Origin of the sequence: Marinobacter sp. UBA2498, from assembly GCF_002341575.1 — a bacterium.
Classification (GTDB): domain Bacteria; phylum Pseudomonadota; class Gammaproteobacteria; order Pseudomonadales; family Oleiphilaceae; genus Marinobacter; species Marinobacter manganoxydans.
This window is the reverse complement of sequence record NZ_DDOI01000106.1, coordinates 1-24,410: the sequence shown is the minus strand read 5'-3', so window position 1 is coordinate 24,410 and position 24,410 is coordinate 1. Positions and strand designations below refer to the sequence as shown.

Annotated in this window: 20 protein-coding genes; 8 read left to right on the top strand and 12 right to left on the bottom strand. The window is 59.1% G+C overall.

The genetic code is table 11. The annotated features are described in order from the left end of the window. The first annotated feature begins 196 nt into the window (after window positions 1-196). Window positions 197-1,234 (top strand): hypothetical protein, encoded by a 1,038-nt coding sequence (locus tag B2W52_RS14805; RefSeq protein WP_273072683.1) that lies wholly within the window; start codon window positions 197-199, stop codon window positions 1,232-1,234. Here B2W52_RS14805 and B2W52_RS14800 read toward each other — a convergent pair. Then, entirely contained in the window at window positions 1,231-1,482 is a 252-nt protein-coding gene (locus tag B2W52_RS14800; RefSeq protein ID WP_053113497.1) for a hypothetical protein, read from the bottom strand. The two genes, B2W52_RS14805 and B2W52_RS14800, sit on opposite strands and share 4 nt — an antisense overlap. A 196-nt stretch (window positions 1,483-1,678) precedes the next feature. Between B2W52_RS14800 and B2W52_RS14795 the strand changes: the two genes are divergently transcribed. Next, window positions 1,679-2,023 (top strand): hypothetical protein, encoded by a 345-nt coding sequence (locus tag B2W52_RS14795; protein ID WP_008176786.1) that lies wholly within the window; start codon window positions 1,679-1,681, stop codon window positions 2,021-2,023. Window positions 2,024-2,033: 10 nt separating this feature from the next. Here B2W52_RS14795 and B2W52_RS14790 read toward each other — a convergent pair whose 3' ends face one another. Then, a complete protein-coding gene (locus B2W52_RS14790) occupies window positions 2,034-3,320 on the bottom strand; it encodes a serine hydrolase domain-containing protein (protein WP_053113496.1) in 1,287 nt (428 codons plus the stop codon). A gap of 124 nt (window positions 3,321-3,444) precedes the next feature. After that, a complete protein-coding gene (locus B2W52_RS14785) occupies window positions 3,445-4,632 on the bottom strand; it encodes a sensor domain-containing diguanylate cyclase (RefSeq protein WP_273072681.1) in 1,188 nt (395 codons plus the stop codon). Between the two features lie 222 nt (window positions 4,633-4,854). On the opposite strand from B2W52_RS14785, the gene ybaK reads away from it, so the two are divergent. Continuing rightward, window positions 4,855-5,337, top strand: a complete 483-nt coding sequence (gene ybaK / locus B2W52_RS14780) for a Cys-tRNA(Pro) deacylase (protein ID WP_008176781.1) — start codon at window positions 4,855-4,857, stop codon at window positions 5,335-5,337. Between the two features lie 3 nt (window positions 5,338-5,340). After that, window positions 5,341-6,534 (top strand): cation:proton antiporter, encoded by a 1,194-nt coding sequence (locus B2W52_RS14775; RefSeq protein ID WP_104270395.1) that lies wholly within the window; start codon window positions 5,341-5,343, stop codon window positions 6,532-6,534. A 98-nt stretch (window positions 6,535-6,632) separates the two neighbouring features. Here B2W52_RS14775 and B2W52_RS14770 read toward each other — a convergent pair whose 3' ends face one another. From B2W52_RS14770 to B2W52_RS14735, 8 genes are all read right to left on the bottom strand, one after another. Then, window positions 6,633-8,876 (bottom strand): NADP-dependent isocitrate dehydrogenase, encoded by a 2,244-nt coding sequence (locus tag B2W52_RS14770; RefSeq protein ID WP_014578929.1) that lies wholly within the window; start codon window positions 8,874-8,876, stop codon window positions 6,633-6,635. 484 nt (window positions 8,877-9,360) lie between these two features. Next, complete coding sequence (locus B2W52_RS14765) at window positions 9,361-11,349, bottom strand: acetoacetate--CoA ligase (RefSeq protein ID WP_053113491.1); 1,989 nt, start codon at window positions 11,347-11,349, stop codon at window positions 9,361-9,363. 16 nt (window positions 11,350-11,365) lie between these two features. Further along, window positions 11,366-12,145 carry a 3-hydroxybutyrate dehydrogenase gene (locus tag B2W52_RS14760; protein ID WP_053113490.1) on the bottom strand — a complete coding sequence of 260 codons (780 nt, stop codon included), beginning with the start codon at window positions 12,143-12,145 and terminating at the stop codon, window positions 11,366-11,368. A 13-nt stretch (window positions 12,146-12,158) separates the two neighbouring features. Next, window positions 12,159-13,523: a TRAP transporter large permease gene (locus B2W52_RS14755; RefSeq protein WP_053113488.1), complete on the bottom strand. Its 1,365-nt coding sequence runs from the start codon at window positions 13,521-13,523 to the stop codon at window positions 12,159-12,161. Further along, the gene (locus B2W52_RS14750; protein ID WP_008176766.1) at window positions 13,523-14,161 is read right to left on the bottom strand and encodes a TRAP transporter small permease subunit; all 639 of its coding nucleotides are present in this window, start codon (window positions 14,159-14,161) and stop codon (window positions 13,523-13,525) included. Before B2W52_RS14750 ends, B2W52_RS14755 begins: the two co-directional genes overlap by 1 nt. A 116-nt stretch (window positions 14,162-14,277) precedes the next feature. Beyond that, on the bottom strand, window positions 14,278-15,330 hold the full coding sequence (locus B2W52_RS14745; RefSeq protein WP_053113486.1) for a TRAP transporter substrate-binding protein: 1,053 nt from the start codon (window positions 15,328-15,330) through the stop codon (window positions 14,278-14,280). A 327-nt stretch (window positions 15,331-15,657) separates the two neighbouring features. Then, window positions 15,658-17,070, bottom strand: coding sequence for a sigma-54 interaction domain-containing protein (locus B2W52_RS14740; protein ID WP_014578922.1), 1,413 nt, complete (start codon window positions 17,068-17,070; stop codon window positions 15,658-15,660). 142 nt (window positions 17,071-17,212) lie between these two features. After that, window positions 17,213-19,318 (bottom strand): 3-hydroxybutyrate oligomer hydrolase family protein, encoded by a 2,106-nt coding sequence (locus B2W52_RS14735; protein WP_053115511.1) that lies wholly within the window; start codon window positions 19,316-19,318, stop codon window positions 17,213-17,215. A 354-nt stretch (window positions 19,319-19,672) separates the two neighbouring features. Here B2W52_RS14735 and B2W52_RS14730 point away from each other — a divergent pair, with 354 nt between their 5' ends. Beyond that, entirely contained in the window at window positions 19,673-20,584 is a 912-nt protein-coding gene (locus B2W52_RS14730) for an alpha/beta hydrolase (protein ID WP_053113481.1), read from the top strand. An 11-nt stretch (window positions 20,585-20,595) separates the two neighbouring features. Here the strand turns inward: B2W52_RS14730 and B2W52_RS14725 are convergent, their stop codons facing one another. Then, complete coding sequence (locus B2W52_RS14725) at window positions 20,596-20,958, bottom strand: DUF6164 family protein (protein WP_008176755.1); 363 nt, start codon at window positions 20,956-20,958, stop codon at window positions 20,596-20,598. 97 nt (window positions 20,959-21,055) lie between these two features. Here B2W52_RS14725 and B2W52_RS14720 point away from each other — a divergent pair, with 97 nt between their 5' ends. Genes B2W52_RS14720 through B2W52_RS14710 form a run of 3 tightly spaced genes read left to right on the top strand, consistent with a single transcriptional unit; the run spans window position 21,056 to window position 24,338 of the window. After that, window positions 21,056-22,465 (top strand): DUF2868 domain-containing protein, encoded by a 1,410-nt coding sequence (locus B2W52_RS14720; protein WP_053113480.1) that lies wholly within the window; start codon window positions 21,056-21,058, stop codon window positions 22,463-22,465. Further along, window positions 22,462-23,892: a GTPase/DUF3482 domain-containing protein gene (locus tag B2W52_RS14715; protein ID WP_273072670.1), complete on the top strand. Its 1,431-nt coding sequence runs from the start codon at window positions 22,462-22,464 to the stop codon at window positions 23,890-23,892. The genes B2W52_RS14720 and B2W52_RS14715 overlap by 4 nt, the downstream gene beginning before the upstream one ends. A gap of 50 nt (window positions 23,893-23,942) precedes the next feature. After that, entirely contained in the window at window positions 23,943-24,338 is a 396-nt protein-coding gene (locus B2W52_RS14710) for an ectoine synthase (RefSeq protein WP_008176749.1), read from the top strand. Window positions 24,339-24,410: the final 72 nt, after the last annotated feature.

The following is a 24,410-nucleotide window of genomic DNA, read 5'->3' as shown; positions in this document are numbered from 1 at the left end:
CACCGCCGGGGGCGCCAATTCAAGCCGTTGCCGCAAAATGTGATCTCCGCGAGGGTAGATACCGGTTTTTTGTTTTACTGTCAGTAGCCACGCCGGGGCTATACCGTCCCGGTGACTCACTTTAGCCGTTTACACCGTTTTTCGCATCCCGGGGCCATCTGAAATGAGACATTCCTGCATTTTCGCCGCTGTTTCCATGACCACACTTGTCCTGAGTGGCTGCGGACTTGAGGATACCGGACCTTCCGCGTTCAATCCGGCGACCAATGTGGATCTGACGTTCTCGAGCTTCAACCTGGAAAACACGGAGGTGGCACCGGACAACCTCGGCAATACCCGTTTCTGGGACTTTTACCGGGGCATCCAGCCGGCAGCAGACGATTCCGACGACCTGCAAACCACCGGGGAAATACGCAGCCACATCGAGGTTTTCATCCGCGCCACGCCAACGGACGCCGGCAACAGCTATGACAGCGTGCGCAACCCGCTGGACCTGATGAACCAGGTGCTGGCCTCCGGCGAAGTCACCAATTTCCAGGAAGGCAAACGATACATCAGCCAGAGGATTGCAGATGGTGTCGCAGGCACCTACAACAGCCGGGGCAAAGGCGCGCAGATCCGGTTCACAGACCAGTCGGCGGTGATTGCCAATCTGCCGCTGAACGACCAGCTCTGGATCTACCCGACGCTCGACTGGCGTTACCTGCCGGATGGCCCGGAAGGCTCGGATCTCGAAAACAAGGTATATCGCACGATCCAGTATGTCAGCCGCAGTGTTGAAGAAGAGGAGCAGGCCGCCCAGCCGGAACTGGTCAGCGTGCTGGCAGGCAGCCGGTTTGATGCCAACAGTTTCATGACACTGGGCTACAGCCCCACCGAATTCGCCACCGCCGACTACCTGAGTCGGAACCATGGCAGCATTGAACTGCGCCAGGATTTCATTGACGAAAACACCGACACGCTGTTTATAAAGAATGACGAATCCGAGGTGATCACACTCGATCGCTATCCGGGTTATGGCCTGGGAGACAACAGCCCGGACTGCCTGAGAGTCGAGCTGGATTACAACATGGACGTGGTCAGGATTTTTGCCTCGAACGGCGAGCCAGCGCGCATTGACGATCCTGACTCAACGGACGAGCAGGACACGATACCGAATCCGGCCAATTGCACCTACCAGGAAGATGCCGACGCGATTACCAGCTGGACAACGGTGCCTGTCGCCGGCCGCTAGCCGGCGCCGCCATCCCTGAGGTCCCAGTTCTGCAGGAAGCCTTTCTTGCGGTCGATCATGCGTTCATAGGTGGAGATCATGATGGCCGCGTGGGGTGCTTTGACAAGACGCAGGGTTTTTATACGGCGCTCCAGCCGTTCAACTTCAGAGCGCACCTGTTGGTGCACATGATTGCGAACGCTGTCGTGATGGTCCAGCTTGACCTCGCGGGAGGCGGGCTGGTTACTGGGGGGGGTGGGCTTGTCCATTCGGCTTCTCGTCCAATGAGTCGTGATAGATCCTTTTCCCATCACGCAAGTCTGCACAACTGTCCGACATAGTGCAATTAAAATGAATAGAGTTTCATTTTTATTTTCAGCTCTGCCGGACCACCTGTCATCCAGACGACAGAACCCCTGCTATAGTTCCCTGTAGAGACGACAATGCCCACCGACAGGAGCTCCCATGACCCAGACATCCGTGGCGGATACCCTCCGTGAATATCTGTCGCTGCTGGAACTGCTGGACGATGCCTACTGGGAAGCCAGCAGCATTCACCACAAGGACATGCTGTACGACATCATCAGCATATTCAGCCAGGAAGTGGCCGAGATAAACAAGCTCAGTATCCAGGACCACCATTACCCCTATGAGGTAATTACAGAAGGCATACGCCGGGTTGTGCCCAAGCTTGAGCGACTTGATGAAAACCGGGAAGACGTCATCCAGCGCACCCAGACCCTGACGGATTTCAGGGACATTCTGTCCTCCGTGCTGGGCATACTCGAAGCCCAGCTCAGGACGCTCTGAACCCTTTGCCTCAGGCGGCGATCAGCGGTCGCCGGTGCTCGGGTATCAACGGAAAACGATTGCCCACGGTATACACGAACTTCGCCAGTGCCGGCAGGTGATGACCGACGATCGGGATGCCGGTGTTCAGCAGACTGACCGAAATATCTCGGGCCGCATCCGCCCAACACAGCTTGTTGATCAGACCGACGTGACCGAAAGCAAACCGGCTGTTCTGACCCCAGAGGCCCACAGGATTGCCACCCAGCATCATGCCGGCACTGAAGCGCATGGGTATCATCATGGTGCGGTCTATCTGTAGCGAACCGAACTGTTGAATGGCCCGGCGGATGGTGATTTCGCTGCAGATACGACGGCCGTTCCAGAGCCCGCCATTCAGCATCATCTGGAAGAAGCGGCCCATTTCCTCGGCCGTACCGCACAGATTGCCCGCCGGAATCACCGCTTCCTGGAACCTCGGGTCATTGGTAACCCGCTCGACGGTCCGGATATCGCCACCCAGCGCGCGGTTAACAACCCAGGAAACGGGGAAACGCGGCGTTGGTCCGGTGGCGTAATTGCAGGCCAGCTCATCGAGATGCTCCGGGGCAATGCCATAGGTAAACCATTTCATGCCCATGGGCCGACGCAAATGCTTGTCGAGGTATTTTTCAATGGTGTCGCCCGTGACGCGTTCCAATACCCGCTGCAGGACAAAACCGCCGGTGATGGCGTGATAGGCCACCTTGGCGCCGTCCACTTCCACCGGTCGTGCAGCACAGAGCAGACGCCAGATTTCATCGTTATCCCACAGCACATCAATCGGCGTTTCCCGTGGAATGGCAGGAATGCCCCCGCGGTGAGAAAGAATCTGGTGAACGGTGATGGTCCTTTTCCCATTAACCCCGAACTCCGGGCAGTAGTAGGAGACGGGATCCATCAGGTTGACCAGGCCCTGTTCCGCCAGCATGTGCATAAGCAGTGCCGTCACCGCCTTGGAGGCGGAGAAGTAGCAGATCGGAGTATCAGTCGTCATCGGAACCTTGGCGGCGTCGCGCGGGTCATGGGGGCCATTGCCACTGGCATGGCCAATCGCCCGGTGCAGAACCTGCTCACCCTTGTGGCGGATGGAAATCTGGATACCCGGGTGCACGCCGGTCCGGTAAAGGCTCTGGACGCTGCGCCACAGGGCATCAACCGTTTCCTGACTGACACCGGCAGCAGCCGGATTTTCACCGGCATCATCCCGAAAGGTGACGGATTCGAGATCCTCGGGAATCTGACTGCTATGGAGGGCACGGCGGGCAAGTCGGTTCATCGGCTCAAACCTTTTTCAGTACGATTGTTGTTTTTCTATGTTCAACAGAACCGGCCCGGGCCACATTGGCCGGGCCGCAGCAAAGCGGACGTCACCTCCTCCACCTGCCAGGACACGAGTCTCACTACTGATTATGGACCTGGTCGTGCAGGTGCGCCATGGCGACACAGTTGCGGCCCCTATCCTTTGCCAGATACATGGCTTTGTCGGCGGCGGCACAGAGTGTCGAAGCAGTCTGCCCGTGATCCGGGTAGACCGCAACGCCCACGCTGATGGTCAGGGGCACCGCCTCGCCATTCCCCAACGGCTGCGGCTCTTCCGCCACTTTGCGCCGTAAACGCTCGGCCGTTTCCTGGGCCTCCTCCAGATCCATTTCAGGCAAAACAATCACGAACTCCTCGCCGCCAAACCGACCGATGGAATCGACGCTGCGGACGCTACCCAGCAACAGGCGGCTGATAGCTCTGAGAACCGAGTCACCTGCAGCATGGCCGTAGGTGTCATTCACATCCTTGAAATGGTCGAAATCCACCCAGAGCACTGCCATGGGTCGCTGGTAACGACGGGCTCTCTGAAGCTCCTCATCCAGCACCCGGGACATCTCCCGCCTGTTCAGAAGACCGGTCAGGGTATCCCGAGTGGCCATTTGCTCAAGCTCTGTCTCTAGCACTTTGCGGTCAGAAATGTCCAGAATGATGCCTTCCAGGTGGAGCGAGCCATCGTCCTCCTGAACGCCTCGTCCCCGCTCCCAGACCCAGATACGACTGCCGTCTTTTCGGGTGACCTCGTATTCCAGGGAAAACGATTCTTCTTTTTCCAGGGCCACTCTGACTTGCTCGAACAGTTGCTGATTAGAAGCGTCGCTGACCAGCGCCGCATAGCTGGTGACGCGGTTATTGACCAACTCGTCCGGTTCATAACCAGTCAACTTGGTACACCCCTGGGAGACAAATTTCATCGTCCAGTCGGGATCATACAGGCAGCGATAGGCCATGCCCGGGAGATTGTCCATCAGGATCTGGAGCTGCCGCTCGCGCTCACGGAGTGCTTGCCGTTGTCGGTGCTGGAGGTTGAGCAGGGCCCGATCCTTGGTGAGTTGGCGGAGCAACACGGAAAAGAGAATCACCCCGGTTATCAGCACAAAGAAAGAGCCTTTCCAGGTCTGGATGACGGAGAGGGTTTTCGGATCGGGAAACCATGCTTCCGCGAGAGTGTCGGAAAACGCAATCCAGGCAAAGCCGGCGATCAGATAGACCACGGCAACCCAGCCAGCGCGCCGCAGGGGTGTGCGGTTTTCGTTCAAGCTTTTCATTCCCTGAGATTTCGACGACGAAGGCTCCATGAACACCGCCATCGATGTTTGAATAATTATAATGTACGAAAAATAGTCATAACGGCGCTTTAAGTCGAGCGTCAAATGTCATGCCCGGTAAAATCCACCCAGGAATCGGGTTTTGCCTCCACGCCAGACAGTTGTTGTGATGCCGCTTAGCTGCTTTAATTCCCGGTTTCTGCCGTCTTTCAGGAGCCCAGCATGACGCCTGGCATCAACGCTGCGCGCAAAGCCTCTGTACCCCATACCATCCATGAGTACGACCACGACCCGGCCAGCGAGAGCTATGGTACCGAGGCCGCCGAGAAAACCGGCGTGGATCCCGCCCGGGTCTTCAAAACACTGGTTGTGGCCATCGACGGCAAGGAGCTGGTGGTTGCCATTGTCCCGGTGACCACCATGCTCAATATGAAACTGATCGCCCGGGCCTCAGGTGGGAAAAAAGCCGGGATGGCAGACAAACAGTTGGTCGAGCGCACCACCGGCTATGTCCTGGGTGGTGTCAGCCCCCTGGGCCAGAGAAAACAGCTGACAACCTTTATTGACGACTCGGCATTGGACTTCGACACCATATTTGTCAGCGGGGGGCGCAGAGGGCTAGAGATTGAACTTGCGCCCCGCGATCTGGCCCTCCTGACCAAAGGCGCGTTCGCTCCGCTACATTCCACCCCCCACCAGGAGTAGCCCGTGAATCACGCAACGGATCTGCTACTAATCGGCGGCACCCTGCTGCTGGCTCTTGCCGCACACGGCATCGGCCAGCGCATACACGTGCCCAGGGTTACCCTGTTGCTATTGCTTGGGGCGCTTGCCGGGCCGGAACTTCTGGATCTTCTGCCAGCAGGTGCAGACGATCACTTCGGATTCATTACCCAATTAACGCTTGCCATGGTCGGCTTCCTGCTGGGCGAGCGCATGGCAGTGAAAAACCTGTCAGAAGGCCGGGAAGCCGTGATTGTGAGCCTCGCGGTCACTCTGGTGACGGCGGCATTTGTTGCCGTTGCAGTCTGGCTTGTTACTCGTAATCTACCCGCTGCGCTGCTCCTGGGTTCCATCGCAACAGCAACAGCACCGGCAGCAACACTTGATACGTTGAAGGAAGCTGGTGCGAACGGTCCGCTGACCCGGCTGGTGTTCCAGGTCGTCGCCATTGATGATGCCTGGGGCGCCATCCTGTTCAGTATCTGCCTGGTCGGTGCACAACTGCTGCTGGGCGAAGGCGGTACCGGGCTTTCGACCCTCGGAGTCGGTCTTTTGGATGTCGGAGGGGCGGTTCTGCTGGGCACGGTCCTGGGTCTGCCTATGGCCTGGCTTACGGGCCGGCTGCGGCCCGGCGAGCCGATGTTGCTCGAGTCCGCCGGGTTTGTTTTTGTAGCCGCCGGTATCGCGTCATTTCTTGGTCTCTCCTATCTGCTGACCTGCATGACCCTCGGCATCGTGGTCGCCAACCGGGCAAGGCATCATGTGCGCCCGTTCCGCTCAATTGAAGGGGTTTCCGAGCCGTTCCTGGCCCTGTTCTTCTTTATGGCCGGCTACCAGCTCGAGTGGGCCATGCTGCCAACCCTCGGCGCACTGGGCCTCGCCTATGTTGCCGCCCGGATTGCCGGCAGGTTGGCCGGCGGACGGTTCGGCGGCTATCTGGCCGGTTCTGCATCTCATACCCGGAAACGGATCGGCGCCTGCCTCATGCCCCAGGCCGGCGTTGCCCTAGGCCTGGCACTGCTGGCCACAGAACGGCTGCCGGAACTGACGTATATTCTGCCTCTGGTCATTGGTGCAACGGTGATCTTTGAACTGGTGGGACCCCCACTCACCCTGATTCAGCTCAGGCGAGCCGGCGAAACCGGCAAAGGCTATCAGGACGAACCGGACAAGGAATGAACGCCCGGTATACAGCCATAAAAAAACCGGAGAACCCGCCAGGGTTGTCCGGTTTTTTGAGGGCATCCGCCTGTTAAGCCGGATGCTCACAGGCTGACTTACTTCACGGATGCGCGAGCTTCTTCGAGAATCCGGTTCAGCGTGGCGCTCGGCTGCATCACTTCGCAGACCTTCTCCATCGGCGGGTGGTAGTAGCCACCGATATCCGCCGGGTTGCCCTGAACCACCGTCATCTCTTCCAGGATCTTGTCCTTGTTCTCTTCCAGCTGTGCAGACAGCTTGGTGAAGAACTCCTTCAGCTCCTTGTCGCTGTCCTGGTTGGCCAGTTCCTCTGCCCAGTAGCGGGCGAGGTGGAAGTGGGAACCACGGTTGTCGAGCTCGCCGGTTACCCGGGACGGAGACTGGTTGTTTTCCAGCAGACGCTCGGTGGCCTTGTCCAGGGTCTGACCCAGCAGACGCGCGCGCTCGTTGTTCTGCTTCTCGCCCAGCTCGTCCAGGGAGACCGCAGTGGCCAGGAACTCACCCAGAGAGTCCCAGCGCAGGTGGTTTTCCTGGATCAGCTGCTGCACGTGCTTGGGTGCGGAACCGCCGGCACCGGTCTCGTACAGGCCACCGCCGTTGAGCAGCGGAACGATGGACAGCATCTTGGCACTGGTACCCAGCTCAAGGATCGGGAACAGGTCGGTGAGGTAGTCACGCAGTACGTTACCGGTCACGGAGATGGTGTCGAGACCGCGAATCAGGCGCTCCATGGTCCAGCGGATGGCGCGAACCGGGGACATGATGCGGATATCCAGACCTTCAGTGTCGTGATCCTTCAGATAGGTGTTCACTTTCTGGATCAGCTGCGCGTCGTGAGCACGCTCGTCGTCCAGCCAGAACACGGCCGGCATACCGGTGGCACGGGCACGATTGACCGCCAGCTTGACCCAGTCACGGATCGGCAGGTCCTTGGTCTGGCATGCGCGCCAGATGTCGCCTTTCTCAACGTTGTGCTCGGTCAGCACGGTGCCGTCTTCGGCAACAACGCGAACAACACCGTCTTCCTTGATTTCAAAGGTCTTGTCGTGAGAGCCGTACTCTTCGGCTTTCTGCGCCATCAGACCAACGTTCGGTACGGTCCCCATGGTGGTGGGATCGAAGGCACCGTGAGTCTTACAGAAGTTGATCACTTCCTGGTAGATGGTGGCGTAGGTGGACTCGGGCATAACCGCCTTGGTGTCCTTGAGCTTGTTGTCACGCGCCCACATCTTGCCGGAGTTACGGATCATCGCCGGCATGGAAGCATCAACAATGACGTCGCTTGGAACGTGCAGGTTGGTGATGCCCTTGACGGAATCAACCATGGCGATTTCCGGACGGTGCTCGTAACAGGCGTGCAGGTCTTCCTGGATCTGCTCCTGCTTGGATTCCGGCAGTTGCTTGATCTTCTCGACCACGCTGGACAGACCGTTGTTCGGGTTCACGCCGATCTCGTCGAACAGCTCGCCGTACTTGTCGAACAGATCTTTGTAGAAAACCTTCACCGCGTGACCGAACACGATCGGGTGGGAGATTTTCATCATGGTGGCTTTCACGTGCAGGGAGAACATGACACCGGTGTTCTCGCAATCGGCAATGGCGTCCTCGAAGAACTTCACCAGCGCCTTCTTGCTCATGAACATGCCGTCCAGCACTTCGCCTTCCTGCAGCGGCAGGTCGGATTTCAGAACCGTCTGCTTACCCTGCTTGTTCTCGAACACGATGTTGGCTTTGGTCGCCTTGTCGAGAGTTACGGACTGCTCGCTGGAGTAGAAGTCACCACCGCGCATGTGGGCCACGTGGGTACGTGAGGCCGGGCTCCACTCACCCATGGAATGCGGGTATTTGCGGGCAAAAGCCTTTACGGCAGTCGGCGCACGACGGTCGGAGTTGCCCTCACGCAGCACCGGGTTAACGGCACTACCGAGAACCTTGGCATAGCGGGACTGAATTTCTTTCTCTTCGTCATTTTCCGGGTTTTCTTTGTATTCCGGAACGTTGTAACCCTGCTCGTTCAGCTCCTTGATCGCGGCCCGCAGCTGGGGAATGGACGCTGAGATATTCGGCAGTTTGATGATGTTGGCGTCCGGGTCCTTGGTGTATTCACCCAGTTCGGCCAGGGCATCCGGAACCCGCTGATCTTCCTCCAGATAATCCGGGAAGTTCGCCAGAATACGCGCCGCGAGAGAGATGTCGCTGGTTTCGAATTCAATACCAGCCGGCTTGGCGTAGGTTTCCAGGATGGGAAGAAGCGACCGTGTTGCGAGGGCTGGCGCCTCGTCAGTCAGTGTGTAGACAATCTTGGCTTTGGATGATGTCATTTTCGTCCTCAGGCTAATGGGTGGGTTCAGGACGGTCATGGCGGGGTCAGGCGTCTTTTGAACGTCCGACCTGAGCAATGACTGATTAGGAACTTTTGATAGGGCTACTAAGATACCATTTTTTCGTTAATTTTGGTTACGATCTTAGTATAAGAACGGACTAAAAATGCCTGATCTTCGGTTACAAGACGATGAAATGGCGGGAATTTACGAAACTTTCTAACATCGGACATTCGGGTAGAGCGGCAGAAGAACCCCTTTCCAAAACACGCTCCTAACGGCACATCCCTGTGACGCTTGGGCTCCGCCATCCCTGGCTCCGCACAGTTTTGGAAAGGGGTTCTTCTGCCGCTCACCGGGCCTCTCGGTGTGCCTCCGCGCGGTCAATCAAGGCCATTCTCGGAAGCATTTTTGTCGACAAAATCAAGAGAGTAAGTCGGATTAGCACAGCATAAACCGACAGCCTCCATCAGATTTCAGACCTTCAACTGGGCAACAGCCCAACCTCGGCCAACCGCTCCCGAATGTGATCCAACGCTTCGGGGTTCCCCAAAGCATCCCGATTGTCCGCCTTCTTCGAACCATTGATCAGACGGGCCACTGCCAATTCCACCTTTTTGCCACTGCGGGTGTACGGAATGTCGTTCACCTCCACAATGTGCTTGGGCACGTGCCGTGGGCTGGCGCCCTCGCGGATTCGACTCTTGAGCTGTTTCAGCAGATCGTCGGTGATTTCCTGACCGTCGGCCGGAACCACCAGCAAAACCACTTCCACGTCGCCGTCGATCTGACGGCCGACAACGAGGCTGTCTTTGACCTCGGCCACGGTTTCGACCTGGCGGTAGATTTCCGCGGTACCGATTCGAACGCCGCCCGGGTTCAGGGTGGCGTCAGAGCGGCCATAGATGATGGCGCCGCCGTGTTCGGTGAACTCGATGAAATCACCATGGGCCCATACGCCCGGGAAGGTGTTGAAGTAGGCGTCGCGGTAGCGCTCGCCATCCGGATCCTGCCAGAAGCTGACGGGCATGGATGGCAGCGGCTGACGGCAGACCAGCTCGCCGCGACCTTCACTGACCGGCTGGCCATCGTCGCCGTAGGCAACCGCGTCGACGCCCAGGAAACGGCACTGGATTTCGCCGCGGCGAACAGGCAGCAGTGGCGTTGAACCCACGAAGCAGCCGCAGATGTCCGTGCCACCGGCAATGGAGCCAAGCAGGGCGTCGGGGGCGCCATCGCTGTAAACCCAGTCATAGTCTTCCGGCAACAGCGGTGAGCCGGTGGAAAACACCACTCGCAGCTTGCTCTGATCCAGGGTTTTTGCGGGCTTGAGTTCGCCTTTTCGGCAGCCGGCAATGAACCGGGCGCTGGTTCCGAAGTGGGTGACCTTCTCTTCCGCAACGGTGTCCCACAGAAAGTTCAGGCTCGGGTAACCCGGAGAGCCATCAACGGTGATCACGGCGGCGCCGGTCATCAGGGCGGAGGCCTGCCAGTTCCACATCATCCAGCCACAGGTGGTGAAGTACAGGAATCGGTCTTCGGGGCCAACGTCGCCGTGAAGCATCAGCTCCTTGGCATGATTGACCAGCAGGCCAGCATTGCCGTGCACGATGCACTTGGGTTTGCCCGTGGTGCCGGAGGAATACAGGATATACACCGGATGATCCGGAGGCAGAGGCGTAAAGGAAGGAGCCGTTCCTTCGCCAGCAGCGAGGGCGTTTTCCCAGGTAGTCACCAGATCGCCCGAAATCGGAGCCTCGTCTGGCAGTTGCTGGACACTGACAACCGCCTTGAGCGTTGGCAGGCCGGCAATGAGCTCGGCAAAATCCTGCTGGCGCGCAAACACTTTGCCGCCGTAGCCGTAGCCGTTCACGACGATCAGAGCCGAAGGTTCGATCTGGCCAAAGCGGTCAAGAATCGCGCCGATGCCGAAATCCGGTGACGCGGAACTCCAGATGGCCCCAAGACTTGTAGCGGCCAGCATCCCCACCAGGGCTTCATAGCCGTTGGTAACAACACCGGCTACCCGGTCACCCTGTTTGATGCCTTTGCTGCGCAGGAAGGCTTCCAGGGCACCGGCATCGGCTTTCAGTTCGGCGTAGGTGCGACGCAGCACCGGACGGGTTTCGCAGTACGCCACGACCGCTTCGCGATCGCGGTGCTCACCATCTGCCAGCCTCAGCAGGTTGGCAGCAAAGTTCAGCTTCATCCCGGGGAACCATTCGGCGCCCGGCATTTCATGCTTGCCCAGTACTTTTTCAGCCGGCGTATCGCAGACAAGACCACAGTAATCCCAGACTTTTTGCCAGAAGGTTTCCAGCTCATCAATGGACCACTGGTGCAGTGCGTGGTAGTCAGCAAACGGGCCGAAGCCCTGCTGCTCAAGCCATGTCCTGAACTGGCCCATACGGGAATTGGCCAGGGTGTCTTCCGACGGAGACCAGACTACCGGTGATTGTTCTTCATTGCTCATCCATATCTCCTGAATGTTACTGCATATGCCAGCCGTGACTGACTACGATGGACTGGCCAGTCAAAGCCGCAGAGGGGAATGCAGCCAGATGAACCGCCAACTCTGCCACGTCTTCCAGGGTGGTGAATTCCCCGTCCACAGTGTTCTTGAGCATAACTTTACTGATCACTTCCTCTTCGGAAATGCCCAGCTCCTTGGCCTGTTCCGGAATCTGCTTGTCCACCAGGGGCGTGCGCACAAACCCGGGGCAGATGATGTTGCTCCGCACCCCGTGTTCCGCACCTTCCTTCGCCACCGCCCGACACAACCCCAGCATGCCGTGCTTGGCCGCCACATAAGGGGCTTTCAGGGGAGAAGCCTCCAGAGAATGCACCGACCCCATGTAGAGCATGGTGCCACCGCCGCTCTCGTACATGTGCTTGAGTGCCGCGCGAGTCACCAGGAAAGCGCCATCAAGATGCACATTCATGACTTTGCGCCAATCGGAATAAGCCAGTTTGTGCACCGGATCAATGTGCTGGATGCCGGCGTTCGCAATGGCGATGTCCAGACCACCCCACTGTTTAACCACAGAGTTGACGTTTACGTCAACTGCATCTTCGTCAGTCACATCCATTTCAAGGGCGATGGCAGTGCCGCCGGCCTGCTCGATGGCATCTACGGTGTCCTGGGCCGCCTCGAGTGTCAGATCAGCCACAGCGACCTTGGCGCCTTCGCGGCCGTAGGCCTCGGCAATGGCCCGGCCGATGCCGCGACCGGCACCGGTAATCAAAGCAATCCGGTTTTCCAGACGCATGGTTATTTTCTCCTTAGTCGTAAGCCACGCTGGGCAGCCAGGTCGCGATTTCCGGTACCACGAACACAATAGCCAGCGCTGCCAGCTGAATAATGATGAACGGTATAACGCCACGGTAGATGTCGGTAACGGCGATCTCCGGCGGCGCTACACCCTTGATGTAGAACAGCGCGAATCCGACCGGTGGCGTCAGGAAAGAGGTCTGCAGGCACATGGCAAACAGGATGGTGAACCAGACCAGATCAAAGCCAAGGCTCTGCACAACCGGGGCCACCAGCGGCAGGATGATCAGTGTGATTTCCACCCAGTCCAGGAAGAAGCCGAGCAGGAATACGCCGAACAGAATGGTCAGAATCACGCCATAAGGACCGAACGGCAGACCCAACAGAGCGTCTTCGATCACTTGGTCGCCGCCCAGACCCCGCAGGACCACGGAGAACGCGGTGGCACCCAGGAAGATGGCAAAGATGAACGCCGCCGTGCGCGTCGTCTGCTGCATGGAAGAGTTCAGCACGTTCAGGTTCAGTCGGCCAGACATCAGTGCCAGCAGGAGAGCACCCAGGGCGCCCACACCGGAAGCCTCCGTTGGAGTCGCTATGCCGGCAAAGATGGAACCCAGTACGCCCAGGATCAACGCGGCGGTTGGCACTACTGCCTTTGCCACTTCCCAGACGATGGCCCAGCTCACTTTTTCGGTACCTTCCGGCACCGGCGCAATGTTCGGCTGCAGCATCGGACGGATAATCGCGTAGGCCACGTACATGGCACCCAGCATAAGGCCGGGGAAGAAGGCGCCCATGAACAGGTCACCGACTGACGCCTCGGGAACCGCCAGGCGGTCGGCCATCAGAACCAGCATAATGGAGGGCGGAATCAGAATACCCAGGGTTCCGGTGGCACACGCCGTACCCACCGCAAAGCCCTTGTCGTACTTGTTCTCCATCATTACCGGCAGGGACAACATGCCGAGGAGCACGACGGACGCCCCGATGATACCGGTGGTCGCGGCCAACAGAACGCCGATAACGATGACGGTCACCGCATAGCCGCCGCGAACGGCGCCAAACAGTTTGACCATGCTGTTCATCAGTCGCTCGGCTACGCCGGACTGGTCAAGCATGATGCCCATGAATATAAACATGGGCAGTGCCACAAGGGTTTCGCTACTGACCACCTTCCAGATTCGCTCGGGCACAAGCCCCATGGAAGATTGATAATCGAACCACAGATTGGCTCCAAAATTCTCAACGGCGACGACACCAACAACGGTCCAGATAACCGCGGTGCCGCCCAGTACCCAAGCAACCGGATAGCCGGTCATCAGCAGCGCCCCGAAGGTGAGGAACATGCCGATTACAAATAGGGTTTCAAGCTCCATCAGGACGCATCCTCTTTCTTGGTCTCACCGGACTCGACCCGGATTGGCTTCGGAAAGCCGAAAAGCAAAGCCGTCACTTTCAGCAGACGGGACAGGGCCGCGACGATCAGGAGCCCAAACGACAGCGCGAGAACGCCCTTGAGAATCCAGCGGTAAGGAAGGCCCGCCGGCGCCTGACTGGTCTCGCCCTGCTCCCAGGAGCTCACGGCATAGGGAATCATTTCGTAGACCGCCAACACCAAAAACGGCAACAACAGGAACACCAGCCCAAACAGCTCGATCCAGGCCTGGCCTTTCAACGACAAGCGCTCATGGATAACGTCCACCCGCACGTGATCATCGGTTACCAGGGTGTAGCCCAGCCCCAACAACCAGCCCGCGCCAGCCAGATGCCATTGAACTTCCTCCAGAGTGACCGACCCCATGCCAAAGGCATAGCGCCCCACCACTGCGTAGATAATCACGCCCGTGACCACAATCCAGAGCCAGGAGGCACTCTTGCCTATTGCAGAAATCACGGCGTCCAGAACCCGGCTTAGCCAGGTGGTTGGAAACTCGGTGTGATGATGAATAAATTGACCGGCGTCCGACGCCGATGCATGCACCTCGGGCGGAGAGCCTTTATCAGACACTGTCATACAACAGTTCCTCGTTCAGAAAGCCTGCCGTGAAACAAGGATGGCCCCGCAGGGCCATCCAGACTAAATCAAAGAGCACCGGCATTGCGTCCGGTGCCCTGGGTCAGCCCCGAACCTTACAGGTCCGCCGGAACATAGGCGCGGGTATCCCACACCTTGTAGGATTCCATGAACTCCTGCTGGCTTTCATAGACACGCTTGAAGTCAGCATCCTTGGAAGCTTCTTCTTCAAGCACTTCCTCGGTTACTTCGCGCAACTTGAGCAGAACGTCGCGGGGGATCTGGTCAGCCTGAACGCCCTTGTCCTGGAACTCGGCCAGAACCTTGCCGTTCTTGTACTCGCCCTCGGCCAGACCACGGGTGGTTGCCGCGGTGCAGGAAGCCTCAACCAGCGCCTTCTGTGCCTCGGTGGCCCGTGCCCACTCGTCCTTGTTGATCAGCATGTACTGGGCTGTGAACTGCTGGTGCCAGCCCGGGAACAGGTTGTACTTGACCACCTGGTTGAAGCCGAGGATCTGATCGATGGCTGGCATGGAGAATTCGGTGGCATCGATGGTGCCCTTCTCCAGTGCCTGGTAGAGCTCGCCGCCAGGCATCATGGTGACAGAGGCGCCCAGCTTTTCGAGGACCTTGCCGCCGAGGCCGGCGAAGCGGATCTTCAGGCCTTTGTAATCTTCCAGGGTCTCGATGGGCTCGGAATACCAACCCGCTGTTTCAGGCCCAATGATGCCGCACAGCTGTGCGTGAACATTGAAGCCTTTGTTGGCATAGGTTTCCTGCAGCATTTCATGACCGCCACCGTAGTAATACCAGCCGATGTAGGCAGGCGGCTTCATGCCGAAGGGAACAGCGGCAAACAGGGGAATCGCAGGCACTTTGCCCTGGTCGTAACCGATCCAGGTGTAACCGGCGGAAACCTTGCCGTCTGAGACGGACTGCAGGATGTCGAACGGCGGAACCAGCTTGCCGGGCTCATAGACACGGACCTGGATGCTGCCATCAGAAGCGGTAGTGAGGTTGTCTGCAACCCAGGCAGCGGGAGAACCGAGGCCAGGAAGGTTGGTTGCGAAGGCTACGGGCATTTTCCAGCGCAGATCGTCTGCAAAAGCGGAGCCCGTGGTAAGAGCGATCGCACCGGCCACACCGGTGAGAGCCTTGAGAAGTTTCATTGGCAAGTCTCCTAACTTTGTTGTTTTGTCTGGCCTGGCGGCTTTCAACCAGAAAGGCCTGAACTGAGTATAATCAGAGAATGCAGGAACAGACGGACAGGGTGATGTTTGGGGTCCAACAGTTAGCGCCAGTCTTGTTCTGTGCATTGTTCTGACGTCCTGCGCCTCGGATATAGCAGACACTATGCCATCTTAGTTTTATTGATATAATTCAGCAAGTTATAAAATGCGGTCGAAGCCGGCACGAGGGAAAGTGTCCGGAATTTAGGACATCATTAGACGTCAGTCGTAAGGGATTGTACGGATGAGCAGACAGTCGTCCGGATTTCAGGACAACTTGGCCAGTTTCTCGTACAGAACAGATCGGGATATACCCAACAGCTTGGCAGCCCGGGTACGGTTGCCACGGCTTGCCACCAGAGCTTCTTCGATCGCCTGGGCCTCTGCCTCGGCGAGTGTCTGGGACAACGGCCTCACGGGTTGCGGTGCAAGAGAAGACACCGGGCGCGTCCCGGCTCGGGGCAACACCTTGAAAATCGCGTCGGCATCGAGCAAGCCACCTTCCTCGCCCATGGTCATTGCCCGCTCGAGAACGTTGCGCAACTCACGGATATTGCCCGGCCAGTCATAACTGCCCAGCGCCGAGACGCCGGCATCCGTAATCTCACCACGCAACTCCAGACCCTCGCAGATCTCTTCAAGAAGCGCTTCGCAGAGCACACCGAGATCCGCCAGCCGATCCCTCAAGGGTGGAATGGGGATTTCCAGGACATTAAGGCGGTAATAAAGATCGGAGCGGAAAGTACCTTCGGAGATCATGACCTCAAGATTTCTGCTGGTGGCAGCAATAACCCGAACATCCACCGAAACCACCTTGTTGGAGCCCAGCGGTTCAATCTCTCCCTCTTGCAGGGCCCGCAACAGCTTGGCCTGCAGCGGCAACGGCATGTCACCCACCTCGTCGAGAAACAGGGTGCCACCGTTAGCCAGTTGAAACTTGCCTTCCCGGGTGCGGCGATCGGCACCGGTGTAGGCGCCGGGTGCGACGCCAAAGAACTCGGCCTCAAGGAGGTTGTCCGGAATGGCGGCCACGTTCACTCCCACGAACGGTTTCTCCGCACGTCCCGAGACCGTATGAATCGCCTGGGCGAGTACTTCCTTGCCGGTGCCCGTTTCTCCCAGCAGTAGAACCGGCATATCGCGTCCGGCCGCCAAGCGCGCGCGACGCTTGACCTCCAGCGCTGCCGGGCTGGCACCAACGAAATCACCGAGGCTGTAGCGAGTACCTCGTGCCTTTTTCGCCAACGCCTTGCGCGCGGCCGCAAGATCCTGGTGGAGCCGACGGTATTTCGACACCAGTGGCGTCAGGGGCTGAAGGTCGTCGTAAAGTACAAAGGCCACGGCACCGACGATTTTTCCGTTGTCGTCGTAGTACGGCAGGCGCGTTACCACCAACTGTTGCTGGTTGTGCTCCATGATGTCCAGCAGCAGGGGTTTACCGGTTTCGACCACTTCGGGCATTCGGGTGTGAGGGATTAGCTGGCGCACCGGTTTGCCGATGATGGTAGACGGATCGCCCAGGCCAAGAAGATGGGAGTAGCTGCTGTTAATCCAGGTAATCCGTGCATCGCAGTCCACGGCGATGGCACCGGCGCTGGCTTCCTCGAACATGGGAAACAGGGCTTCGATCAGGTCTCTGGTCAGGCCACTTTTATTGTTGTCAGAAAACAGCTGTGTCATGTACCGCGCACCAACGGGTCGAATGTCATTCATCTGGATAACCCTCGCACCCGACAGGCCGGGTGCAGTGACGGAAGTATATGGGGCCCCCGGACCGGGGGCAAACGAAGCCGGCCCCGCAACGGGCCGGCGCGTGTCACACTTATTCCGGGATCCGGACCTGATTGTCAGTAAAGACAATCCGGTCGCCAGCATCCGGCGCGGGATTGATCGCCGGCAGGTTGACCTCCGCCAGCGGTGTTGTGATAGCGCCCCGTGGCACCGTCCGGACTACCTGGCTTGGCGGCAACGCCCGCTTTTCAGTCAGATTCGCCCAGACCAGGTCCAGCGCCTGGAAATAATAGTGGTGCAACGGCACATACCGGTCAGCAACGCCCGGGAACCCATTAAGTACGTCCAGGTGATGCGCGTTCAGGATTTCGTAGTACCGCAGGTTACTTTTCTCCCCCTCCACTCGCTGGTTCAGGCCAAAATAGGGCCGGGAGGTGTGGTTGATGGGTAGAATCGCATCGGCACGGCCGGTCACGAAAACCGTCGGCTTGCCCTGCAGATCACCCGAGGCACGGACTTCGGCGATACCCTCGGCAATAGCCGTTGCCAGCTCGGCGTCAGAGCCCTGCAGATCAGCTCCGCTGACGGCGTCGCTGCCCTGGGCAAGGCTACGAAGGCACAACAGTGCATCCAGGCCATAGTCCAATTGGTTGGTACTTGGTGAAGCACTGGCAGGCAGATTGGTGGGCTGACCATCGGCACCATCGTAGACGATGTTCACCCCGGCCGACGGCGGAATGCCATTGCTGATAGAGAACAGAGCGGCCTCTACCCCCGGCGCTATCGGAGCCACTGCCCCGGCGCCATCCACGGCCGCCAGGCTGAGATCACAGACACGATCCTCGACACCGGCGCGACTATAAGCATTGGCATAGGTCATGGAAATACTCTGGGCTACGGCGAGCCCGAAGTGCACCGGCGCCAACAGATTCTGCTCCGGCTGAATACCAAAGTCCTCGTTCAGGATGCGCAGCGCTTCGGTAGCCCGGTCATCCAGCGTGGCACCACTTACCAGACCCTTGTTGGCAAGGGAGTTACAGATATTCTCGCCGATTGCAGGGGGATTGAAGGTGGCGTTCAATGGCGCATCGTCCCGGATCGCCGGCGCCTGGTTGGCACAACCCTGATAGACGGCAAGGGCCGTGGTGTAATCCAGCAGGCTGCGGCTGTGCTCGGTAATCTCCGGGCCCTCGCCCTGGCGTATGGTGAAGCTTCGGTCCACCTGCGGGTTCACGTTGGGCTCGGACACCGCCACTCCATCGATAAGGCCCTTCGTATCCTGCTCGGCTGCACGGACGGAAGAACCACCACCGTTGGAGACACTGGAGGCAATGACCACGGTGTTTTTGGGTTTGATGGTCAGCAGCGTTTCGCCGTTGCCCAGCTCACGGCCAAACTTCTCGTTCAGCACGTAAAACCCGAATTCGATGGACTGCAGTACATGCTGGCCCCAGTCGGCTTCCGGATTGGCTCTGGAGTGAGCGTGCTTCCAGGCAAACCGATCCGGCCACGCGCTGTCGAAATCCGCTCGCTGCCCATCGGTCAGGTCGGCCCGGAACTGCACTGGTTCGACATCGGAGGTGAGCGTGCCATCAATCCGCTGGGCGGTGTTTGTAGCCAGGTTATGGGAACCTGTTCCTGTGCCCTTGTCGGTGTATACGACAGCACACCCTTTTTTCAGGCCCCACTCGCCGGCCGTACCGATAGCACCGTAGATGCCCCGGGAGCCGGAGGACGGCGCCGTGACCATGCAGGGTCGATCCGGGTCAAAGCTATCGGGCACCTGGGCCATCACCGTAACCGGCACGTCGGTTCCGGGCACAGACATGTAGGCAATGAATTCTTCACCCGCAATCAGGCCTTCACCGCTGGCGTTAACCTGCGGACCAAAGAAGGTCCCATAACCGCCTCCGGGGGCGGTATCCACCAGTGCGCGGTAGTTGTTATAGATCGCCAACCGCCGGAGTTCTGCAGCGGTAGGGTTCAAAGGGTCTGCGAATGCAGGCCCGGGCGCACTGGCCAGACCGCTGGCACCCAGGCCCGCAGTAAGCAGGTCATCGGTGATACCGTCGTAGCTGGTCTGACTGATATCGCCCTGAATGAAATCGGGGATTTCGTTGAACGGTGGATTATCCTTGCAAGCTGAGAGGGTCAACCCCGTGGCGCCGATCAGGGCGCAGAGCATTATTCGTTTCATGATCGTTCCTTGTTTGTTGTTGTAAACGAACAGACCAGGCCGCAAGCCGGGCCCCGGGAACGCCATGCGCATCCTGTGCCAATTGGCTATGTATCTGATTTATATATATTAAAATTACCTATTACTTGAACTTGAGAGAATAATTCCGGATTTCCGGACAGTCCCGGGGCCGGCAATCATCAAAAAACACGCCTATTGCGAGCCTTGCAGAGATTGTCCTTGAAACCGGACACTGTACTGAATGTCGGACAATGGAGTCTGGATGAGGCAATCCGCCCCGTACCGGCATCCATCAATATCAGTGCGTCGTAGATTTGATGTGAAACCTCAATTCGCCTGAAAAAGGAGAGCCCAGTGCCCGGTTACCGAACAGGGGGCAGACGGGGTGGGTTGGTCGGCGTGATTGGCAGCCTGCTGTTGCTGGCCGGATGCGCGACCCACCACAATGGACCAGAGAACGCGGCCTTGCCGGGAGAGCAATCCTTTCAGGTAGAGCGCAATTTACAGTTCTCCCCAGATAACTGGCCACAACAACTCTTCGCCGACCTTTACCTGCCCGAGAACGGGGCCTCAGGGCATCGCCATCCGGTGGTCCTGATGGTTCACGGGGGTGGCTGGCAACGACGGTCCCGTGAAGACATGGCCTGGATCGCGGAAGAAGTGGCCAGCCACGGTTTCGCGGTGCTGAACATCGACTACCGGTTTGCACCGGAATACACCTTCCCGGCGCAGCTGCATGATCTCCAGCTCGCCCGCCAGTGGTTGAACGAGCATGCCGACAAATACCGCCTAGACCGCAAGCAAGTCAGCGGTTTCGGGTTTTCATCCGGCGCCCATCTGATTGCCCTGCTGGCCCTGGTGGCAAGCTCCGACAGCGAGCTGAACGAGCCCTACGGCGGGCCGGAGTCCCGGCTGCACGCTGTTGTCGCCGGCGGCTTGCCGTCTGACCTCATGGCGTTCGGTTCGGGCAAGTTGATCCGGCAGTTCCTCGGTGGCGAGCAGCAGGCGATGCCGGACACCTATCGCAGTGCCTCACCGATCAGTCACGTGACGGCCAACGCACCGCCCTTCTTCCTCTTTCACGGCGCCGTGGACATGCTTGTGCCCTTCAGCCAGGCCGAACGTTTCCGGGACGCTCTCGCAAGTCATCAGGTATACAGCGAACTCTATGAAATGCATCTGCGAGGACATGTCACCAGCTTTCTCACAGCCGGCGATGCGGTTGACGAGGCAATCGCATTCCTCGACCGAAAAAACAGCGACTGATTGCCGGGTCGCTATCCGATCCGGATGAACGGCAGCAGGCTCAGGCCCATGATGACCAGAATGGCAATGCAGGCCGCCAGAGTCCGGATTGGCCTCTGCCTGAGCATGAACCAGAAACCGCCGGATTCGCCCCGGGCCAGGTGCTCCTCGTAGGCCTGTCGCTGGGTTTCATAGCGTTGCCTCTGATACTCATCCAGCAGCGCCCTGGCCCTGGCCGCCTCATCGTCGTCGTGCACCCAGAAACCGCCCATGCTGATGCCCCAGCGGCTTGGTGGCGTCTCGTAATAGGCTACCTCGTGGGCATCAAACAGGGCCCGGATTTCCTCGGCCTCGTCATCGGGTACATGGCGCAGGTTCATCAGATGGTGGGGCATGGACTCTCGTTGTCTGGTATCAGGTGCGGGTATCCCTATATCCTAGCACTAAAGCCCGACGGGGCCCGACAGCCCGAATTCGACACCGGAACCCTGAATGACCGACAACCCCCTCCGATTGCTGCTGGAGTTTGACAGCCAGGCGCAACGGGACAGATCACAGCCGCCTACCTTCCTGCATCGACGCGATCGCAAGTTTGCTCTCGTCTGTGAAGAGCAGGGCGAGGCCCCGGACGCGGCCCGCTGGCTCGCCCACCTGAACCGCCTCAGCGGTCCCCGGACAACCCCGACATCCGCGGACCGGACACTGGCATCGTGGCGCCGGATCAACGGTGGTTTTGCAGTGTCAGGCGCGGTTGCGGGCACGCTGGCGATGGCCGGGCTGCTGTTCTATGACGGCGGCCAGCGCATCAACATCACGGTTTTCCTGGCGTTCGTGTTGCTGCACCTGATATTCGCCCTGTTCACCACCGTGCAAGCCATGGCCGGATGGCAGCCCTGGCGCTGGTTGGCACGTCGATTGGGGGTCAACCCGGGAGATGGCGCCTTCACCAGGCTTCAGCCTGTTCTGATGGCCAGAGCGGCTCACCTGGGCGGCATTGCGTTCGCCATCGCAGGGCTGTTTACCTTGCTGGCCATGGTCGTCTTGCAGGACCTCGCCTTCGGCTGGAGCACCACGCTGGACACTGCCGCCACCAGCTATCACGGATTGGTAAAGGCCATTGCGACGCCCTGGGCCTGGCTCTGGCCTGCCGCGGCCCCGGATCTTGCGCTGGTCGAGGCGACGCGTTTTTTCCGGGCCGGTAACCCAACGGCAAGTCCTGACCCGGCCCTCTGGGGCCTGTGGTGGCCGTTTGTGGCCATGATGTGGGCAACCTGGGTTCTTCTGCCAAGGATAATTCTCTGGGCGTGTGCGTCCGTGCAGGCCCGGCAAAAATCCCGGCGCCTGCTCACCAGTCATCCAGCCATGCACGCCCTGCTGTATCGCATGGAAACACCCGCCCTGGACACTGGCAACAGCCATCATGACGCCGACGATCTTCCGGACACCGACACTCGAGGCAACCTGCTACCACTGCCCGACAGCGACATTCTGTTGTGTTGGGCCGGCGCCGGTGAACCGGAATTGCCAGAGTCGCTTCGGTCAGGCAAGCAGCTCGTGCTCACGGCCGGCGGCAGCGCCAGCCTTTCGGACGATGATCAGGCTCTGCACCGGATCGCCGAGCATCTGAAAAACAACGCCAAGGCAGTCATCCTGCTGGTTCGCTGCTGGCAACCCCCGACCGGCGAGCTTCAGGACTTCCTCGCGGCCGCCCGGGACATCTGGCCCGACAACGCCAGGGTCGCGCTGGTGCCACTGGCCACGGACAGCAATCAGCAACCCGATGCCCACCAGATCCAGCCCTGGCTGCGATTTGCCCAAAGGTTGGGCAGCGAGTTCGTCCAGGTGTCTCTGCCCCGGCTCCAGATGCGGGATCCCTACACAGCCATCGGGGACGGGTCATGACTCAGATACCCACGTTTGCGGTCGTCGGACACCCGAACAAGGGTAAATCCAGCGTGGTGGCGACCCTGTCCCAGAATGATGCCATTGCCATTGCCCTGGAACCCGGCACCACACGCAGGCATCAGGCTTACCCGCTGAAGGTGGACGGCCAGACCCTCTACACTCTGGTCGACACGCCCGGATTCCAGCGGCCGAGACGGGTAATGGAGTGGCTGGAAGCTCACAGTGTCTCCGCCTCTGATCACGCAGACACCGTCAAAGCCTTTGTGGCACAGCATGAGGGGGACGGCCGATTCACCGATGAATGTGAGCTTCTCAGACCGCTGATTGAAGGCGCCGGGATCATCTACGTGGTGGACGGCTCGGTGCCCTACAGCGCAGAGCACGAGGCAGAAATGACCATCCTGCGCTGGACCGGCCGCCCGAGCCTGGCCCTGATCAACAGCATCGGTGCCGACGACTACAGTGATACCTGGCAGGCCGCGCTGGGCCAGTTCTTTCAGGTTGTCCGCCGTTTCGACGCTGTTCGCGCCCCATTCGAGCAACATCTGGGCCTTTTACGGGCTTTCGGACAACTGGAGGCGGACTGGGAAACACCACTGGAACAGGCCACTCACTACCTGTCCGCCCAGCGGCAGCAGCGCCGCCATCAGGCCGCAGTACTGATCGCCGGGACACTGGAGAGCATGATGTCCTACCAGGAAAAACGGACGCTTACCGCCGGCCAGGCTGCAGAAACCAGTGACGGCTCCCTGGCCGAACAGCTGCGGGAACGTTGGTATCGTCACCAGCGCAAGCGGGAACAGACCCTGCGCGTGGATATCGAACATCTTTATCAGCACCAGCGCATCCGTCGCCAGGAGCCCGAACTGGAGTGGCACAGCGAACACGACCTGTTCTCGGAAGACAGCCGCAAAGCCTGGGCGGTCAGCAAGCGCTACCTGGCCACCGCCGGCTTCGGCGCGGGCGCCGTCAGTGGCGCCGGAATCGACGCGCTGACCTTCGGCTCCTCCCTTGGAACCGGCGCTCTGGTGGGCGGTTTGATCGGTGCTGCCGGCAGCTATTTCTACGGCGATCGGCTGGCCCTGCCGGCGCTGAGCATCGGCGTGCTAAGGGACGGATTGAAAACAGCCACCTTCGGTCCTGTACAGGACAGCCAGTTCGGCTATGTTGTATTGGGAAGGGCCGTGGATCACTGGTGGCATATCTCCCATCGGAATCACGCTGGTCGCGACCTGCTGGACCTTGAGCCAGCAGACCATCACTGGCTCGAGCGACTTGAAAAATCGAGCCGACAAGAAATTCAGAAAGCCTTCGACAAGTGCCGGAAACGGCGCCCCCTGGATGAACGCCAGCGGGAAAGATTCGCCACCTCGATCGAACAGGCCATGGCCGTTTACGACGATTGGCGGTTGAACCGCACCTGAAAGGGATGTTTATACTAAAAGGCTATTCCATCACAAAATGAGGAATGCTCATGAAAATCGTACGAGTGCAAGACATTATCGGTACCGAGCGGGAAGTCACCGGCCCAGGGTGGACAAGCCGCCGCATGCTGCTCAAGAAAGACGGCATGGGCTTTTCCTTCCACGAAACCATCATCCCTGCCGGGGCCGAGTTGAACCTCTGGTACAAGCATCACCTCGAAGCGGTCTACTGTGTTGCCGGCAACGGCAAGATCCTGGACAAAGCCACTGGTGAAACCCACGAGATCACTGACGGAACCCTGTACGCACTCGACAAGCATGACCAGCACACCCTGTACGGTGGCACGGAAGACATGCGACTGATCTGTGCCTTCAACCCACCGGTTACCGGCCGTGAAGTCCACGACGAAGACGGTGCCTATCTGCCGGACACCAGCGAAGACTGAATCGTCTTGCCCGTGGCTGAATACCAGGCCGCGACCACACCGCCACCGCCAGCGAAGCTGCTGCCGGTGGCG